The organism is Sphingobacterium psychroaquaticum, from assembly GCF_900177625.1.
Lineage (GTDB): Bacteria > Bacteroidota > Bacteroidia > Sphingobacteriales > Sphingobacteriaceae > Sphingobacterium > Sphingobacterium psychroaquaticum.
In genome coordinates this window covers 1009349-1027925 of record NZ_FXAU01000001.1, presented here as the reverse complement: position 1 = coordinate 1027925, position 18577 = coordinate 1009349, and the positions used below count along the sequence as shown (strand labels likewise).

Annotated in this window: 17 protein-coding genes; 11 read left to right on the top strand and 6 right to left on the bottom strand. The window is 41.9% G+C overall.

Features of this window, described 5'->3' with window-relative positions; genetic code table 11:
* Positions 1–2583 carry a DUF5686 and carboxypeptidase-like regulatory domain-containing protein gene (locus B9Y69_RS04125; RefSeq protein ID WP_085471707.1) on the bottom strand — a complete coding sequence of 861 codons (2583 nt, stop codon included), beginning with the start codon at positions 2581–2583 and terminating at the stop codon, positions 1–3.
* 167 nt (positions 2584–2750) lie between these two features.
* The gene (locus tag B9Y69_RS04120) at positions 2751–4580 is read right to left on the bottom strand and encodes an RluA family pseudouridine synthase (RefSeq protein ID WP_234991083.1); all 1830 of its coding nucleotides are present in this window, start codon (positions 4578–4580) and stop codon (positions 2751–2753) included.
* 119 nt (positions 4581–4699) lie between these two features.
* Here B9Y69_RS04120 and B9Y69_RS04115 point away from each other — a divergent pair, with 119 nt between their 5' ends.
* The 5 genes from B9Y69_RS04115 (at position 4700) to B9Y69_RS04095 (ending at position 8319) form a co-directional block, all read left to right on the top strand.
* Positions 4700–5413, top strand: a complete 714-nt coding sequence (locus B9Y69_RS04115) for a hypothetical protein (protein ID WP_085471706.1) — start codon at positions 4700–4702, stop codon at positions 5411–5413.
* An 89-nt stretch (positions 5414–5502) separates the two neighbouring features.
* Complete coding sequence (locus tag B9Y69_RS04110; RefSeq protein ID WP_085471996.1) at positions 5503–6459, top strand: aldo/keto reductase; 957 nt, start codon at positions 5503–5505, stop codon at positions 6457–6459.
* 17 nt (positions 6460–6476) lie between these two features.
* Positions 6477–6950 (top strand): Dps family protein, encoded by a 474-nt coding sequence (locus B9Y69_RS04105; RefSeq protein ID WP_085471705.1) that lies wholly within the window; start codon positions 6477–6479, stop codon positions 6948–6950.
* Between the two features lie 100 nt (positions 6951–7050).
* Positions 7051–7470, top strand: coding sequence for a DoxX family protein (locus tag B9Y69_RS04100; RefSeq protein WP_085471704.1), 420 nt, complete (start codon positions 7051–7053; stop codon positions 7468–7470).
* A 24-nt stretch (positions 7471–7494) separates the two neighbouring features.
* On the top strand, positions 7495–8319 hold the full coding sequence (locus B9Y69_RS04095; protein ID WP_085471703.1) for a sulfurtransferase: 825 nt from the start codon (positions 7495–7497) through the stop codon (positions 8317–8319).
* 46 nt (positions 8320–8365) lie between these two features.
* Here B9Y69_RS04095 and B9Y69_RS04090 read toward each other — a convergent pair whose 3' ends face one another.
* Genes B9Y69_RS04090 through B9Y69_RS04075 form a run of 4 tightly spaced genes read right to left on the bottom strand, consistent with a single transcriptional unit; the run spans position 8366 to position 11863 of the window.
* On the bottom strand, positions 8366–9199 hold the full coding sequence (locus tag B9Y69_RS04090) for a phosphate ABC transporter ATP-binding protein (protein WP_085471702.1): 834 nt from the start codon (positions 9197–9199) through the stop codon (positions 8366–8368).
* Positions 9154–10008 (bottom strand): PstA family ABC transporter permease, encoded by an 855-nt coding sequence (locus B9Y69_RS04085; RefSeq protein ID WP_085471701.1) that lies wholly within the window; start codon positions 10006–10008, stop codon positions 9154–9156. The genes B9Y69_RS04090 and B9Y69_RS04085 overlap by 46 nt, the downstream gene beginning before the upstream one ends.
* Positions 10005–10895: a phosphate ABC transporter permease subunit PstC gene (gene pstC, locus B9Y69_RS04080; protein WP_085471700.1), complete on the bottom strand. Its 891-nt coding sequence runs from the start codon at positions 10893–10895 to the stop codon at positions 10005–10007. The genes B9Y69_RS04085 and pstC overlap by 4 nt, the downstream gene beginning before the upstream one ends.
* Positions 10892–11863: a PstS family phosphate ABC transporter substrate-binding protein gene (locus B9Y69_RS04075; RefSeq protein WP_085471699.1), complete on the bottom strand. Its 972-nt coding sequence runs from the start codon at positions 11861–11863 to the stop codon at positions 10892–10894. The genes pstC and B9Y69_RS04075 overlap by 4 nt, the downstream gene beginning before the upstream one ends.
* A gap of 171 nt (positions 11864–12034) precedes the next feature.
* Between B9Y69_RS04075 and B9Y69_RS04070 the strand changes: the two genes are divergently transcribed.
* Genes B9Y69_RS04070 through B9Y69_RS04045 form a run of 6 tightly spaced genes read left to right on the top strand, consistent with a single transcriptional unit; the run spans position 12035 to position 18365 of the window.
* Positions 12035–14131, top strand: coding sequence for a HEPN domain-containing protein (locus B9Y69_RS04070; protein ID WP_085471698.1), 2097 nt, complete (start codon positions 12035–12037; stop codon positions 14129–14131).
* Between the two features lie 20 nt (positions 14132–14151).
* Complete coding sequence (gene cobA / locus B9Y69_RS04065) at positions 14152–14919, top strand: uroporphyrinogen-III C-methyltransferase (protein WP_085471697.1); 768 nt, start codon at positions 14152–14154, stop codon at positions 14917–14919.
* Entirely contained in the window at positions 14916–15497 is a 582-nt protein-coding gene (locus B9Y69_RS04060) for a precorrin-2 dehydrogenase/sirohydrochlorin ferrochelatase family protein (protein WP_085471696.1), read from the top strand. The genes cobA and B9Y69_RS04060 overlap by 4 nt, the downstream gene beginning before the upstream one ends.
* Complete coding sequence (locus B9Y69_RS04055) at positions 15494–16195, top strand: phosphoadenylyl-sulfate reductase (RefSeq protein WP_085471695.1); 702 nt, start codon at positions 15494–15496, stop codon at positions 16193–16195. Before B9Y69_RS04060 ends, B9Y69_RS04055 begins: the two co-directional genes overlap by 4 nt.
* Before the next feature lie 14 nt (positions 16196–16209).
* Positions 16210–17100 (top strand): sulfate adenylyltransferase subunit CysD, encoded by an 891-nt coding sequence (gene cysD / locus B9Y69_RS04050; protein WP_085471694.1) that lies wholly within the window; start codon positions 16210–16212, stop codon positions 17098–17100.
* Between the two features lie 14 nt (positions 17101–17114).
* A complete protein-coding gene (locus B9Y69_RS04045) occupies positions 17115–18365 on the top strand; it encodes a sulfate adenylyltransferase subunit 1 (RefSeq protein ID WP_085471693.1) in 1251 nt (416 codons plus the stop codon).
* Positions 18366–18577: the final 212 nt, after the last annotated feature.

Genomic DNA, 18577 nt, shown 5'->3' with positions numbered 1-18577 from the left:
TTAGAAGTCAAAGCGTATACGCGCGCGAATACCGTGTTTTGGTGCGTCTGGCTGATCTAAATAATTCAGACGACGTACATAGTCAACACGTAATATCTTAAACACGTTTGTTAAACCTACACTAGCTTCTACATAAGGCTTGCTACCGAAACCATATGTGATTTTTTCGTGGTCCGCATTCTCTTGGAACTGGAACACCTTGTCGTTATATACCGGATTGTTTTCGTTACGCAATCCACCATATATCGCTTTTACACTAAATACCTCTCGCCATTTTAATTTTTTGATCAAAGGCATCTTATTCAGCAAGAAACCATTCATATAGTATTGCACGTTTGCTGCCACAGAATGATCACTTACAAACTCCAAGAAGTTCATCAAGTTATAGGACCGCAGCTGGTACGCATAGGTCTGATTCGCACGATGAATATTTAAGAACGGAAAAGGAATATTACTTCCGGCAATATAGTTACCTTCGATATTTACATCTGCAAATCCAAGTTGCGAGAAGTAAAAACGTTTATCAGCACCTAGTGTAAAGTTGTGGTAGTCGTATTCCCCATCAAGTATCCCTTTAATGCCTCCCACATAATTCATGTAGAAAATAGGATACTTATTGTAAATCGGTGTCCGATATAACTTCCCTTGATAAAACTCCTCATGTGGAGCATACCGCAGGCTCAGTGATACCTCCGTCGTGTTCAACTCATTAAACAATTTATTATTACCATTTTCATCCAACATTTGGTACGTTAGAATTCCCGCAGGTTGCTGTTTCCATTTGGAAATCCCCAAGGTATAGGAGAAATTGTTCTGGAATTCACGTTTATATTCTAAACGGTAAATATCATTATACAAATACCGTTCGTTCTCACCACGCTTAAAGGATAATAAGAAGTTGTCTTCTTGCACAAATTCGAGATTCTGTCCCGGAATTTTGGTATCACGCATAAACGATGCACGTAAATAATGCTGTGGAAACGTATACACAGATTTATTATTCAAGGAATAGGTACCACTTAAGAAGTACTTCCACTTCTCATCTTTGAAACCATAAGCTCCATATCCTTCTGCATAGAAACGTTTGCTCAGACGGTCTGTTGTACGTCCTCCAACGCGTAGACGAAAACCTTCGACAGGGTTAAAACTGTAAAATGTATTTACGGGCCCCAACTCAAACGGTCCTAATTGCTTATAACCTGACAGGAGCAAAGCACTGATATCCATAAAGCGTTGAAACGAAGTCATCAACTGGAGGGTATCAATATTTTTGTAGATATTAAGCTCAGTCTTTGCCAGAGGAACAGGGCGATTAGCAGACCAAAACTCACTGGTTTGAGTTCCTTCTGTCTGTTCATAAACACGAACGACCGAAGGGCCTTTATAGATACTATCAGGGCGTGCAACACCTGTTTTAAAGTCTTCAAAGGTGACTGTTCGGTTACCTTTAATACCTGTACCTTTGTCTGTCAACGAAAAATCTAAGCCTAATGAACTTGTTCGTAAATAATAACGGTTATTAAGGTCCTGTTGAAAATCCAACTTCACATCCAAATCACGAACAAAGTTTAAATTGATATCATCCGATACACTTAGCTCAGCCTTCTTAACGGCATACTTACCGTCCAGCGTAATATATAGCTTTCCCTGAAACAGGAGATCTGCTTTATTGCGTGGAAAAAAACTAAGTTCAACCAAGTAAGGTTGCTCCGTTTTGATCGTATCCGTGATATAAAAACGGTAAAAAGTAGGTGAGGAGCCCGCGATAGGGCTTAAAAACTGATTCGTTACCAACTCAATATTACTCTCGTAAATATCAATATCCTGATACAACTTGTTAAAGTAGGCACTCAAGCCACTGTTATCGACAAACTTAGGGTCGAATTGTGCCTTTTGTTCCGCTTTTATCAGCTGTTTTGTTGTATTCGGTTTTTTACGGGTATAAAACTGTGAAAGACGTTCTTCGATATACGCTGGTAGGGTATAGCTACCTGAAGCAGCCCCTTCTTCAGCATCTTCTTTCTCAAATAGGAATTGATAATTTTTAAAAATCTTACGATTCTTAAACTTTTCTGACAAGTTGCTTAAACCCAACGATATTTTTTCATATTGTTGGTACTCCGCGTAGTCGTACGCTTCAATTCGGTTTTCATCCTTATGCTCGATAACCTTACGAATCAATTCAACGGCTGGGTTATTTTTATTGGAATATTTTGACCGTCTTGGAGACTTCACCGTAATGGTCTCAATGGTGTTTTCTTCAGGCACAAGATAAACGTTCATTTCTTGATACTGGTCAGATGTAATACTTAGGTCCTGCGATTCATAGCCGACATAAGAGAAACGAATTTTAGAAAAACGCGGATCTACCTTCAAGGAAAAATTACCATTATCATCCGTAGAGGCCGCACTCGTTCCCCCGATAACAGCTACCGTGGCATAACCAATCGGTTGCTTATTGGTCACATCCATAACCTTTCCTTTCAAGAAAATAGACTGTGCAAATGCTATATGAGACAGCAGGAGAAAAACAAAAGTTATCCCTAATTGTGTCGTTAATTTGATGTAGTAATGCTTTGACATAGCGTAATGTTTTAACCAAAAACAATCATACTGACTTTTAAACCTAAAAAGTTAATCTTTTAAAAAGTCGAACAAATGTACACATAGTTTAAAAAGAAAAGAAACCCTACACAAAGCTAATTTTGGAATGTGACTTTTTCTTGATTTTTCTAGAGACGAAAAGAAAATTAAAATGGGTCAGGAACGTTAAACGTGACTTCTTGGTTCGTGAGTGGATGTACAAACTTTATATAACCCGCGTGTAAATGTAGTCTATCAGCTCGCTTTCCATACAAATCATCACCTAAAATTGGGCAATTAAGACCTAAGCTATGTGCTGCGTGTACTCTGAGCTGATGTGTACGGCCTGTGTGCGGAAAAAAATGAATCCGTGTCTTGTGTTGCTCTATGCCAACTACACGATAGCTGGTATGTACCTCTTTACCATACTCATAGCACACCAGCTGACGCGGACGGTCATCGAGATCCACACGAAGAGGAAGTTTGATTTCCCCCATTGGGTTTGTCACGACACCATCCAATAGAGCCGTGTACCTTTTTTCGATCGTATGTTTTATAAACTGCTGCTGGATATAATGATGCGCAAACTTCGTTTTTGCCAAGACCAAGATACCTGATGTTGACATATCTAGACGATGTATGATAACGGGTCCTTCAATGGTGGGATTTCGAGCAAGAATCCGTGTGTAGACAGAATCTTGAATATGTATTCCTGGAACCGACAGGAATTCATTGGGTTTGTTCACCACGATGATGGCTTCATCTTCATAAATAATCGGAAGTTCCTTGTCTAATGCAGGGTTATCCAATAAAGGATTCGGATCCACATCGATGCCCGCTAACATATGTGTCAAAATTGGCTCACATTTACTTTTACAGGCAGGGTAGAAGCTCTTGTGTGTTCGAACGGCCGACGCCGGTGAACTTCCCCACCAAAATTCAGCAATCGAAATAGGTTGAAGTTGGTGGGCAAAAGCATACTGCAAAAGCTTAGGCGCAGCACATTCTCCTGCACCGGCCGGAGGAATGATATTTCCCGCCTCTTTAAAGATCTGCAATAAACTTTTATTCGTTCCATATCCATTTAAGAATTGGTATTCATCGAACAAACGTGCTTGTAGCTTAGCCGATTTGTCTTTGCGTTGCTGTTTTAATGCATCGATCTCCGCTTGCAAGTTTTCTATTTTTGCCTGTAACGCATGAAGGCTATTCTTCCAGGTTTCCTTTAAAACGGCATGCTCATGTTGATCTCTATAACTTTGTTTAATGAGGTCTTCGATAAGCAGTGCATAAGCTTCGTCGCTTATTGTTCCTAAAACTTGTTCCCTAGTTTCTTTACGCTTTGACTTCGCGACCTTCATCGCCTCACGGCTACGCTTTAATGCCAGCTCACTTTCTATAGTCAACTGCTCCAATTCAATCTTACTGTTAGGTAATACGGCCGCCGATTCCAACGTTGCTATTTGAAAATTCAAGGCATTAATAGTTTCTTCTTCCTGCAGAAAGAAACTATCTTTTGTTAGCATATCGAATACGGGGGGGACAAAATGGGTATGTGTATTTCGACCAGCCAGTTTACCAGAGCAGGCTGCTAGATAACCTAATGCTCCATCACTGGTCGCGACGACCAGGACACCGAACATTTTGCCGATCGGTGTGCCCTCCATCGGTGTAAGTCCGAAATTATGTACAAAATCTTCCTGCTGCTCGAGGTATGTCTGGAGTTCCGCGGCCGCCAATCGACTTAATGCATCGGGCTCATAAAAGAAAGGGAAATTAAAGCGTTCTGCCTTCCCAATTTCTGAAATATCGGCTTGAAAAGAATGAAAAAAAGTCGGTAATCCTGCCCCCATAATACTGTATCCATTTTTTGTGGAGACAAAAGTACGAAGAATAATAATTATTCTACCTTCTCCTGATCTATAGGCGGAAATTGCCATTTTTAGTAAAGACAGCCCCCTTAAATATTTCATCGTAGTAAAAAAAGCCTTTGCCATGTTAATACCATCGTTCGTCGAAATATTTTTTGTAAGCCACTGTATTTTTGTAGTTTCTGTGGATTTTAAAAGAAAATTACAACGATGAATTCGTGTAACCTTCCATTAAACTATCCACTATGCTTGACAAAAGATCGAACAAAAGACCAAAGAACACATTCACCTATATTAATCAATGCACTATATACATTGCATTGCTTTTATTCTCGAACCTAGCCGCTTCTGGCCAAAAAAAGGAAAACAACAAACCTCGTCTCCCTTTTGAAATCACCTCTTCCGTTGGTGGTGAACTCAACCGATTTTCGACGTTAAAAGGGTACCTCCGTGCAAACGATATGGAATCTCCAAACTTCAGGTTATTTCATATCGGGCTTGGCGTCGCCTACAACTTTAATCCGATCATAATCGGCATCTCCTTATCAGGCGGGAATCGAGGGGGATTTGCGCAACGGAATAGTTTGCAAAGTTATCGGAGAGCGTATATATCAACCAATAAGATTCAGCACCGTAGTTTTATCATTAGTCCCGAAATAGGTATTGGGTATCAAAGGTTTTCAACATATATGGTAAAAGATGGTGGTGAAGGTAACTTTCTGGACTTTATGGAAACACGATCGAATCAGGTGAAATTAAATAACCGCGGTACAGCATTGGACTTCGCACTAGGTTTAAAGCGCATAAAAAACGACCGCATCTATCCCTTTATCCGTCTCGGTTATCGGTACGGTCTACGATCCAATCGGTGGTCTGTAGAGAATGCCCATGTCTATGATGCACCAAGCGACCGCATAAACAATGTGTACCTACAGTTGTTATTTGGTCGTGGTCGATAACGAAGTTGAATCTTTATTTGTGACATTAAAATGGATGTCTTCAAACGATAAAGCCGTAACTTGTTATCGTTAACTTTAACATGATTAAGATGGAAAAACGAAGATTAGGAAGTACTGATTTAACCATTGCGCCGCTTGTTTTTGGAGGAAATGTTTTTGGTTGGACCTTAAATGAGCACGAGTCGTTTGAGATTTTGGATGCCTTTGTTGACTATGGATTCAATGCGATAGACACGGCCAATCAATATTCGTATTGGGTTCCAGGAAATACAGGAGGGGAATCTGAAACTATCATTGGACGATGGCTAAAAGACCGAGGTAATCGTGATAAGATTGTGCTGATGACGAAAGTGGGCGGCGCATTCGCTGGTAGTCCAACACCTAATACGACAGCGAAGCATATCCACGAACAAGTAGAATTATCCCTAAAGCGCTTACAGACAGATGTAATTGATGTTTATCAAACGCATTTTGACCAAGAAGAGACGCCCGTGGAGGAGACATTGCGTGCGTATGAGGATCTTGTCAAAGCTGGAAAGGTACGTTATATTGGAGCGTCTAATCTTTCGCCAACCAGGCTGTCGGAATCGTTGACACTTGCTGATGTACACGGTCTACCACGCTATATCTCTTTACAACCGGAATACAATTTATACAGCAGGTCGGGCTTTGAATCGAATTACCAGCAAATAGCTGAAGAAAATCAACTCGCCGTCATTCCATATTACGCCCTAGCGAGTGGCTTTCTGACAGGAAAATATGTACGGGAAACAGATTTTTCAAAGTCTCCTCGCGGAGAAGGAGTCAAAAGTAAATATTGGAACCCGAGGGGAGAGCGGATTATCAAGGCGCTTACTCACGTAGCGGAAATACAGCACACCAGTCCTTCGGCCGTAGCCTTGGCATGGCTATTGCATCAACCTACTATAGCGGCACCCATTGCAAGTGCGACCAAAACATTGCACCTAAAACCGTTCGTAGAAGCTGTTGACCTAAAACTAAATAGCGAAATTTTGGTTTTATTAAATGAAGCAAGTAAATATTAGTTTAAAACAATTTTATTATGAAAACAAGTATTGGTATTAAAGAGAATGACACACAGGCTGTGGCCGTAATATTAAACAAATTGTTGGCAGATGAACATGTTCTATACATTAAACTTCGAAATGCACATTGGAATATAGAAGGACCGGACTTCCATGCCCAACATCTTTTCTTTGAAAATATTTACAATGAAATTAGCACGTCGATCGATGATATTGCGGAACGTATTCGTGCTATAGGACATTATGCGGCAGGCACAATGAAAGAATTCTTAGCTTTGACACAACTTACGGAGATGCGTTATAAGAAAAATGATAGTCAAGGCTATATCAAGGAACTTTTAGAAGACTTTGAGTCCATTATCATCTATATCAGGAGCCAAATTGAGACTGTTGGAGATAAACACAAAGATGCTGGTACGGAAGATTTCTTGGTCGGTCTGATGGCAGGATATGAAAAGACTGCTTGGATGTTGCGCGCCCATACCAAATAAGGCTACACAGTAGAAACTCATAAAAACGGAAGCAAAACCTTCCGTTTTTTTTATATATTAGCTTTTGTCAAATTTCATTTTATTATCCACCATTTATACTATGAAAAATTTCTTTTTTTCTGTTAAAAAAGGTAGTTCTGCAAGTAATTTAGCGGCCTTGTTCTTGCGTCTAGGCTTTGGTATCCTGATGATACCCAAACATGGTTATGCAAAGTTGGTTGGCTTTCAAACGTTGAAATCGCAATTTCCAGACTTTATGGGGTTAGGAAGCACACTTTCGCTTTCTTTAGCTGTTTTTGCGGAGTTCTTTTGCTCTATTTTGTTGGTATTAGGATTATTTACGCGGCTGGCTTCCATACCTTTGATTGTCACGATGTTGGTCGCACTATCGGTTCATAACTGGGTTATTTTTGGTGAATATGAACTTGCGTCAGCTTTTCTTATCGGATATGTAGCTATACTCACTTTAGGTCCAGGTAAATACAGCCTAGATTACTTATTATTTAAACGCGGGCGTTAATCTTATTTGAACTTCTATCTATAGATGAATACAATTATTAGTACGCAGGACTTGATGGCCATCCGCCATCAAGATGATGTTATAATTATTGACGCTACGGGCGGAGCAAACACCTACCAACGATACCAAGAGGAGCATCTCGAAAAGGCTATTTTTGTCGACTTAGACTCCCAATTATCAGCTGTTGACGACCCTAAACTAGGCGGTAGGCATCCACTACCAAGCATCTTAGACTTTGGGCATCTCCTTACTCAACTGGGCATTACAAAACAATCTCGTGTAATTGTTTATGATAGATTAAGTGGTGCTAATGCTGCCTCTCGATTTTGGTGGATGATGCGCGCGATTGGTCACCCAAGTATCCAAGTACTTGATGGCGGTTTTCAAGCGGCTAAAGCGTCTGGTTATCCGCTCCAAACGGGAGTATTGCCCCCCGTTTCTCCAGCTAAAGAGCCGTATCCAGTACCTCATAACTGGCTTTTACCAACCATTAACATGCAAGAGGTTGAGCTCTTGACAACCGATACAGATAGTCTTATTATCGATGTCCGTGAAGCACATCGGTATGAAGGAATAGAGGAACCGATTGATCTGATCGCGGGACATATCCCTTCTGCGATTAACATCCCACTCGCAAATAACACCAATGAAAAGGGCTTATTTAAATCAACAAAAGAGTTGAAGGAGCTTTATGGTCCATACGTAAATGATCGCGCTACAGATAAAAAGGTGGTACATTGTGGTTCTGGCGTAAGTGCATGCCAGACTTTATTGGCCCTGGAAATTGCCGGTTTTGAACTGCCGCAGTTATACATCGGTTCATGGAGTGAATGGTCGCGCAATAAATAAAAAAAAGGAAGCAAGATGCCCCTCTGGCGCAGGGGGGCTTCAACAACTAACTAATAAATCCTTTTACATACTGTTGCGTAATCTCATTCTTCGGGTTTAAAAGCACATCCTCTGTCTTTCCGAACTCTACAATTTCGCCATTGTAGACAAAAATGATATAATCGGAGACCCGTCGTGCCTGTCTGAGGATATGCGTTACAAGTATGATCGTATAATCAGATTTCAGATCAATCAATAGATTTTCAATAGTTTGTGTAGATATTGGATCCAGCGCCGATGTGGATTCATCACCCAGAATAATCTCTGGCTTGACCGCTAAACCGCGCGCTAAGCACAACCGCTGTTGTTGTCCGATAGAAAGGCGTGTTGCGGAACTTTCCAATCGATCTTTAACCTCATCCCAAAGACCAACATTTCGCAACTGCGTTTCAACGATCCCCCGTAATACTGTTTTATTTCGTTCCCCATGAATGCGTGGACCGTAGGCTACGTTATCAAAGATCGACATCGGTAAAGGAAATGGTTTTTGGGACAATAGGCCCATTTTTTTACGGATATGTGTCACTTCCGCTCCCGGAGCGTAGATATCCTCTCCATTTACCAAAACAGAACCTTTTACAGTGACACCCTTATTGTCATCCACCAGGCGATTCAATGTCTTAAGGAGCGTCGTTTTACCACATCCAGAAGGACCGATAATAGAAGTCACCGAATTATTTGGAATCGAAAGGTTTATATTTTTCAGGATATGATTTCCTTCAATAAAAACATTCAAATCTTTTATCTCTATATGTGGGGTTGCGACCGGCACAACACCTGCAGAATTTAGCGCCGCTAAATTTTGTGTTTCTTCTGTTTTGATGCTAGGATGTGGGTACATATAACAATGAATAAAATGATAAAAGTTAAAACCAAGGCAGAAGCGTATGCACGCCCCTGTACTTCAGGAATAGGACTACTTAGTTGAAAGAAAATAGCCAGGGGCAAAGTGGCTGCAGGTTCGTCCAGATATTGGGGTAAATTGTCACTAAACCCTGTTGTAAGCAACACCCCAGCAACATCACCAATAGCACGGCCGAAGGCCAGTAAAATTGCAGTGAAGATGCCTGGACGAATATAACGCAGCATCATACGTGCCGTCTCCCAACGTGTGGTCCCCAAGGAGAAGGTGACATGCTTCAGGTCTATTGGTATGGTTTTTAGAAGCTCATCGATCGTTCGGACAACAATAGGAATCGTCAAAAGTGTAATGGTGATAACCCCGCCTAAAAGAGAAGCCCGGATACCCAACCACACCATAATACTAAATGCTATAGCGCCGTATACAATAGAAGGGATCCCAAATAACACATCGAAAAGCAACTTACACGTGCGTACCAAAAATGATCCACTTTTCGCATAAACATCGAGATAGATAGCGATTGGTATACCAATTAAGGTGGCTAGTGCCGTCGATAAAGAGGCTAGATATAAAGAACCCAGAATCGCATTTAAGATTCCTCCTTCTTTTCCAATATAGAAACCTCCCTTCGGACTTTCGGAAACCATCTGCCAGTTCAGATAGGGAAGCCCTTTGTAGAGAATTGTACCTACAATAAAAAATAAAGATCCGGTTATGATAATACCTGAACCTTGCATGGCGTATTTTGCCAGACGCTCTCTAAGGAGTCTCTTTTGGATATGTGTCATGCGGCTTTCTCCTCCAATCTGTTTAAAATGATACGTGATAATAGGTTAAACCCAAAGATGATGACAAACAGTAGTAGGGCGGCAAACATCAATGCGGAGTCATACAGCGGAATAGACATCATCTCGCCAAAGTTATTGGCGATCAAAGCTGGAAGGGGATATCCGGCATCAAAGAGCGATTTTGGTATCTGCGGAATATTTCCACACACCATCAATACAGCCACCGTCTCGCCAAAGGCACGCGAAATACCAAGAACAGCCGCTGCTATAAGGCCGGGCTTAGCTTTTTGTAAGACCACCTTAGTGATGGTTTCCCATTGCGTGGCCCCGAGCGAAAGAGATGCGTCCTTCAGCTCCTTTGGAATGGTCGATAAGACTTCCACCATGATACTTACCATAATCGGAAAAATCATAACAGCCAACACCAATCCACCTGCAAATACAGAGAACCCACTGCTGTCTATACCTAGAAATGGTGCTATATAATTTCCCAAAAGCGGAACAACAAAGAGCACACCCCAGACACCATATAATACGGGCGGAATAGCAGCCAGTACATTGACAAGCGGGAGCACCATGTTCCGTAATCGATCACTCGCATATTCAACGAGATAAATAGACGCTAATACACAAAGGGGTGTCGCCACAATCAGTGCGATCAGCGTGACCCACACGGTACCCAGAATGAAAGAAAGGAAACCAAATCGTCCTTTCATGGGGGACCACACGCTATCCGATAAAATATCGACTAAGGACTCAGCTTGCAAGAGCGGTGTCGATTTACCGACCAAGCCAGCTACAATAGCCACAATTACAGCCAGCGCAAGCACCAACAAAGTAATCGACGAAAAACGCGCAATCTTATCTTTTAAAAGTCTCCAGTTCACTGATCTAATTTTTTTAATTCTATATGTATTAGCGATTCCGAAAGCGGTACATACCCATTTTCCAGTAAATAGCCTTGTTGTTCTTTCTCCAAAACGAAGCGAATAAATGCCTGTAACAACTTCGTCTGTTTGTCTTTCCGTATCACAAAAGTCAAGTCACGTGCAGGCGGTGCTGGATAATTCCCTAAAGCTACAGCCTCAGTTAGTTGGTCCAGATGCCCATAAAAAGCTTCCGACTTATCAATCTTGCCGTCCGCATTCTGATCAATCGGAATCACCGCTAAATTTGTTGTCGGCATCTTTGTTTTCAAATCATACACATAGTTGATGTTGTTAAAGCCTATGCTGAGTTTTTTTTCCTTTATAGCTTGTGCTAATCCCGGGTCCCCAAAAATTCCAATACCTTTCAAATCCTCCTGTCGTTCTCCAAAGTACTTCGCCCAAGTCTCTGCCGCACCGGCGGCATCCGATCGCACATACACCTCAATAGGTTCATCGACAAAACGACTATCTATATCGCGCCATGATTTATATTTTTTATAAACAAACAGATCCGCTAATTCCTTTTGTGTAAATCCACGTGTCTTTATAAGCGAAATATTGGGATGATTACTATTTACGGTACCCAGAACAGCATCCTTCGCCACATGGATAGGCCATGCACCCTTTGCCACTTCTTGTGGATGCAGATCCCGGGAGACCAATCCAATATCGACCATATTGGTCAACACATCTGTAATTCCTTTTCCCGCACCACCTGCTGAAATATTGAAGCGCACATTGGGATGTATTTTTTTAAAATCCTCACTCCAAAGCACAACAATAGGGTACAAAGCAAAGGCTCCTGAAATAGAAATATTGCCCGAATATCCGGTCTTCTCATCGTACCCTTCTTTTACTTTAGGCGCACAAGAAAGTAAAGTGGAAATACACAAACAGCTGTATGTAAATAATTTAAATCTCTTCACGCGACAGTAGGTTCAATCTGTTTTATAAATATTTTCACAAATATATATTAAATTGATAGATTTTATATGTTTAGTAGATATTTATTTTATAACTTTGCTTACCGTTTATTGAAAAGAGTATAATATTACATTGACAAGCTTAACAGTTTGGCAATATTAGCACATTGTTTTATGCAAAGCTTTCGCACTGAATTAGAAAATCCTGTGGTAGAACAGGAAATTATTGAGCTAGAAAAGAAGATAAAGGCCTTTCAGGCAGGTCAAATTACGGACGAAAAATTCCGTTCATTGCGCTTAGCCCGTGGGGTATATGGACAACGTCAACCCGGGGTTCAAATGGTGCGTATCAAGCTTCCTTTTGGTAAAGTTACCTTTAAGCAGTTGCTGCGTATTGCGGACATTTCCGACGAGTACGCGAGCAAGAACTTACATTTAACTACACGCCAAGATATACAGATACATTATGTAAGCTTAGATAAAACCCCAGAGCTATGGGCAAAATTAGCACAGGATGATATTACTTTGCGGGAGGCTTGTGGAAATACCGTACGGAATGTCACAGCCTCTGCTACGGCCGGGATAGACCCGGAAGAGCCCTTTGATGTATCACCGTATGCGCACGCTACTTTCTCTTACTTTTTACGTAACCCCGTTTGTGCTGAAATGGGTAGAAAGTTCAAGATGTCTTTTTCATCCAGCGAACGCGATACCGCTTTTTCTTATATCCATGACCTTGGTTTTATTCCTAAAGTAAGAATTACAGATGGCCAGCCCCAGCGGGGTTTCAAGGTTTTACTGGGTGGCGGACTTGGTTCACAGCCATTTCTTGCTTATCCTGTACATGACTTCTTGCCCGAAGATGAGCTTATTCCATACATCGAATCTACACTTCGTGTCTTTGATCGTCATGGCGAGCGCAATAATAGAAACAAAGCCCGGTTTAAATATCTTATCGGAAAACTAGGGATTGAAGAAGTTCAACGTCTTATCGCAGCCGAAGCCATTGCAAATAAAGTAAAAACGTATCCAGTCGATACCAACGCCGTCGTATTGCCCGAACCGCCTCAATCTGCGGTCGTTGCGGAAGAACCCATCAACAATATCAACTATGAGATTTGGCGGGCGACAAATGTTTTCAAACAAAAGCAGGCAGCTTACTTTGGCGTCTATGTAAAAGTATTAACTGGCGATATCAGTACCGCAAAGGCACGTGTGCTGGTCAGTGGGCTAAAGGGGCATGTGGCGGATGATATCCGTATCACACAAAACCAAGGACTTCTTCTAAAGTTTGTCCGGGAAGAATCGTTGCCACATATATTTAACTTATTAACAGAGCTCGATCTGGCATCCCCCGGTTTTGAAAGCACTTCGGATGTCACAACATGCCCAGGAACAGACACCTGTAACCTTGGGATCTCCAACTCGACCGAAATGGCCCGCGTATTGGAGCGTTATATCCAGGAATTTCATACCGACTTCATTTACGAACAAAATTTGAAGATCAAGATTTCGGGCTGCATGAACTCTTGTGGTCAACATGGTCTGGCACATATCGGCTTTCATGGTAGTTCAGTTAAAGCGAATGGCAAAGTGCTTCCGGCCGCACAAGTGATGCTGGGGGGCGGTACCATTGGTGATGGGGAAGGAAGAGTCGCGGAACGTGTTATTAAGGTACCAACTAAGCGCGTACTGCAGGTCGTAGACCTAATCTTAACGGATTACAAAGCTTACAAAACAGAACAGGAAGATTTCCATGCCTATTACGATCGGCAGACCAAGGATTATTTTTATCGTTTACTAAAACCCTTGTCCGACTTAACCACACTCACCGAAGATGAATATATCGATTGGGGGCATCAAGAAACATTTGCGACAGCGATCGGTGTTGGTGAATGTGCCGGGGTCGTTATCGATTTGGTTGCCACCTTACTTTTTGAAGTAGAAGAAAAGATCGAATGGGCAAAAAAGGCACTGGAAAAGGAGCAATATGCGGACGCTATATACCACGCCTACAGCGCATTTGTATGGACAGCTAAAGCTTTACTACTAGATAAAGGCATTAACGCAAGCACACAGCAGGGTGTGATTACAGAGTTTGATAATCACTATACAGCGGATGGGACATTTTCGTTTCCAACTTCATTTTCAGAACGTGTGCTTCAAATCAATAAATACAGTCCGTCACCGGAATTTGCGAAAGCCTACCTCATACAGGCAACCGCTTTCTACTATGAAGGAGCCGAACGCAGAGATTCCCTAAAAGTCTAACGAATACGAGAAGAGAAATCATGGAAATCAAACCATTCATAACATTAGTTGGCGCAGGGCCAGGTGACCCTGACCTAATCACCATGAAAGGACTCAATGCCATTAAAGAAGCTGATGTAATCCTATATGACGCTCTGGTAAATGAGATCCTCTTGGAGCACGCAAAACCGAATTGTACGAAAATTTACGTTGGAAAGCGTGCCGAGCGGCTATCCACATCACAAGACTATATCAATCAGTTAATGGTAGATTATGCCCTGACACATGGGCATGTTGTCCGGCTAAAAGGTGGAGATCCCTTTGTTTTTGGACGTGGCGGTGAAGAAATTGATTTTGCGCGCCAATACAATATTCCGACAGCTGCTATTCCAGGCATATCATCCTCTGTAGGACTGACGGGATTACAGCAGATCCCGCTTACGTATCGCGGTATAAGCGAAAGTTTTTGGGTAATCACGGGCGCTACGTCAGACGGCCATCTATCGGAAGACCTACGTACGGCCGTACAAACCAATGCCACCGTCGTGGTGCTGATGGGCTACGCTAAGCTCGCAGAAATAGTCGCCCTGTATCAAGCACATGGTCGTGGAGACTTACCTATTGCATTGATACAGAATGGATCGCTATCTAACGAGAAAATAGCATTAGGTCATATAGACACTATACTAGAAGCTGCCGCAGAACGACGGATCGGCGTACCCGCAATCATCGTTTTAGGAGAGGTAGTCGCTAAACACCAGGACTTCAATCGGATAAAAGAAGAATTAGCTAGAACTATATTGTCATGAATGAGCTTTTCCCCATATATGTAAAAATGGCCCAAATAGAAACTCTGTTAGTGGGAGGTGGACCTGTTGCATTGGAAAAATTAACAGCTATTTATACCAATTCACCTGAAGCGAAAGTTCACATCGTGGCTACCGCGCTTACAAAAACTTTGCGCACTTTTATAAAAGGGAAATTGAACATTCGTATTTCGGAACGACCTTTCGACCCCTGTGATATTCTTGGGAAAGATCTTATTATTCTAGCTACGAATAATGAGGTGCTCAACAGTCAGATTCAAACATTGGCACAGCATCACCACATTTTACTCAATGTCGCAGATAAGCCTGCTTTATGCGATTTTTACCTGGGCTCGGTGGTTCAAAAAGGCAACCTGAAAATAGGCATCTCTACCAACGGTAAATCACCAACCATAGCGAAGCGTCTCAAGGAGTTTCTCCAAGACTTACTTCCCGAAGAGATCGATGAGACATTGCAGTTGATGTCTCAATACAGAAACCAGCTAAAGGGTGATTTTCAACACAAAGTTCAGGTATTGAATAAGCATACAGAAGACATATTGGGAAGGGGGGCTATATGATAATAACGGAGATAGAGCAAGCTATTGAAAATTTAACAGCGCTAGACATTTTACAATATGTCGACACACATTACGGTGACCGTGCTGTGTTCTCGACTTCTTTTGGCATCGAGGATCAAGTAATCACCCATCTATTAGGTGAAATCGGCAGTCGCGCACATCTTTTTACACTAGAGACGGGACGATTGTTTCCTGAAACCTATTATGTGTGGAATAGAACACTGGAGCGATACAATCTACCGATCAAGGCCTACTACCCAAATACAGAAGCCGTAGAGAAAATGGTGACAACAAAAGGACCTTCGAGTTTCTATGAATCGGTAGAAAATCGGAAGGAGTGTTGTTTTATCCGAAAAATAGAACCCCTTCAACGTGCTGTTCGCGGTTATGAGATCTGGATCACAGGCATTCGGGCGGCCCAATCGGCAAATCGTGAGGACATGAATATGGTGGAATGGGATGAAGGTAATAAAATAATAAAAATACATCCGCTGTTTCATTGGAGTCAAAGCGATGTGGAGGATTTCCTCCAAACAAATAATGTTCCCTACAATCCCTTGCACGATAGAGGTTTCCCGAGCATCGGGTGCCAGCCGTGTACACGTGCGATACAACCCGACGAGGATTTTCGTGCCGGTCGTTGGTGGTGGGAGGACAAAAGTAAAAAAGAGTGTGGTTTACATATCGTACAGAAATAAGAAGAAGAGAGAGAATGGATTACTTAGATCATTTAGAAGCTGAAGCTATATACATCTTGCGTGAAGTAGCCGCGCAGTTTGAGCATCCCGCTTTGTTATTTTCCGGCGGGAAAGATTCAATAACATTAGTGCATCTGGCACTAAAAGCATTTCGTCCTGGAAAATTTCCTTTTCCACTCGTACATATTGACACCGGGCATAACTTCCCAGAAACAATCGTCTTTCGGGACTGGTTGGTTGAACAAATAGGCGAGAAGCTGATCGTAGGTTATGTACAAGACAGTATAGACCAAGGTAAAGTGGTCGAACAACGGGGGAAAAACGCAAGCCGCAATGCGTTGCAAACAACCACTCTTTTAGATACTATTACACAGTATGGGTTTGATGCCTGTATTGGCGGTGCGCGACGCGATGAAGAAAAAGCGCGCGCCAAAGAACGTATTTTTTCGGTGCGTGACGAATTTGGTCAATGGGATCCCAAACGCCAAAGACCAGAATTATGGAATATCTTGAATGGAAAGATCCATAAAGGAGAGAATGTACGTGTATTTCCGATTTCCAACTGGACAGAATTAGATGTCTGGAATTATATTAAACGCGAGAAGATTGCACTTCCTTCCATTTACTTTAGTCATGAGCGTGAGGTTGTGCTACGTAACGGGCAATGGATGGCTACCGCGCCATTCTTACAGATTGACGAAGAGGATATTGTAGACCACAAATCCGTACGATTCCGAACAGTAGGGGATATGACCTGTACTGCCTCTGTAGATTCCGTAGCAACAGAATTAGACGATATTATCGCTGAAATAAAGGCGTCTACCGTGAGTGAACGCGGAGCAAGGCTAGACGATAAAGTCTCAGAAGCAGCCATGGAGGAACGCAAAAAACAAGGGTATTTCTAATTACAGGAGGAAACATGAACATTCTGAAATTTATTACGGCAGGATCCGTCGACGATGGTAAAAGTACATTGATTGGACGCCTATTATACGATACAAATTCTATTTTGGACGATCAGCTAGAAGCGATCAAAAATGCCAACCGAAAAAATAACGATGGCACAGTGGATCTAGCGATTTTAACAGATGGATTAAAAGCAGAGCGTGAGCAAGGGATAACCATTGATGTGGCTTATAAATATTTCCAGACAGAAAATCGCAAGTTTATTATTGCCGATGCACCCGGACATATTCAGTACACCCGAAACATGGTTACAGGCGCCTCAAATTCGGACCTAATCATCATCTTAATTGACGCACGAAAAGGTGTTATCGAGCAAACAAAACGACATTCCTTTCTAGCAAAACTATTGTCAATAAAAAAGGTATTGGTCTGTATCAATAAAATGGATATGGTTGATTATGACGAATCGGTCTATGAGAACATTAAAAAGGATTATACAGCACTCGCGGGACGTTTAGCGCTATCCGACGTCGATTTTATCCCTGTATCGGCTTTGCGTGGTGACAATATCGTCCATGAATCAGCGCATTTATCTTGGCACAAGGGACCGTCACTACTTACATATTTGGAAAATATAGTGATCGAAGAGCAACAAGAGACCGCTTCCTGGCGCTTTCCGGTACAATGGGTTGTGCGACCACAAACCGATGCACTACACGACTACCGTGGTTACGCTGGCCGCGTAATCGGAGCGGGGTTGCAGGTAGGGGAAGAGGTCGTCATTTTACCAAGCGGCACCCGTACTTCCATCAAGGCCATTGAGCTTAATCAAGAAAACCTGTTACAGGCAGAAAATGGTCAATCTATTATCTTACACTTGGCAGACGATGTAGACGTATCACGCGGAGATATTATAACCTCCGTAAATAACCAACCGCATGCCTCACGAGGTTTTAGCGCCAATATTTGTTGGTTTGATACCAGATCTCTTGACGATTCACAAGTTTATTTACTGCAAAACCATACCGCCACAACAAAGGTTAAAATTGCTGACATCGCGTACAAATACGATGTAAATACACAAGAGAAGATTTTTAATGACACACAAGTACATTTGAATGATATTGCGAGAATCAGCGTGCGCGCAGCAAATGATGTTGTCTTTGATCTAAGTTCAGATTTTCCGGAAAATGCGAGAGCCATATTGATTGACCCACGTACAAATCTAACTGTCGCAGCAGCATTGATTGAAACAGCGGAATAATTTAATACGCCTAACCATAACTTCATAATACCATCAAAAGCTACCTAAATTAGGTGGCTTTTTTAATTTATACAGCAGTGACAAAGCATCTAACCAAACCATGAATTATCAATACCAAAGCCAAGAAGGGGGTAAAACGCAAATATTCTATTTAACATAATATAAATTATAATACATTATTATTATAACGTTTTATATATGTATAATACTCA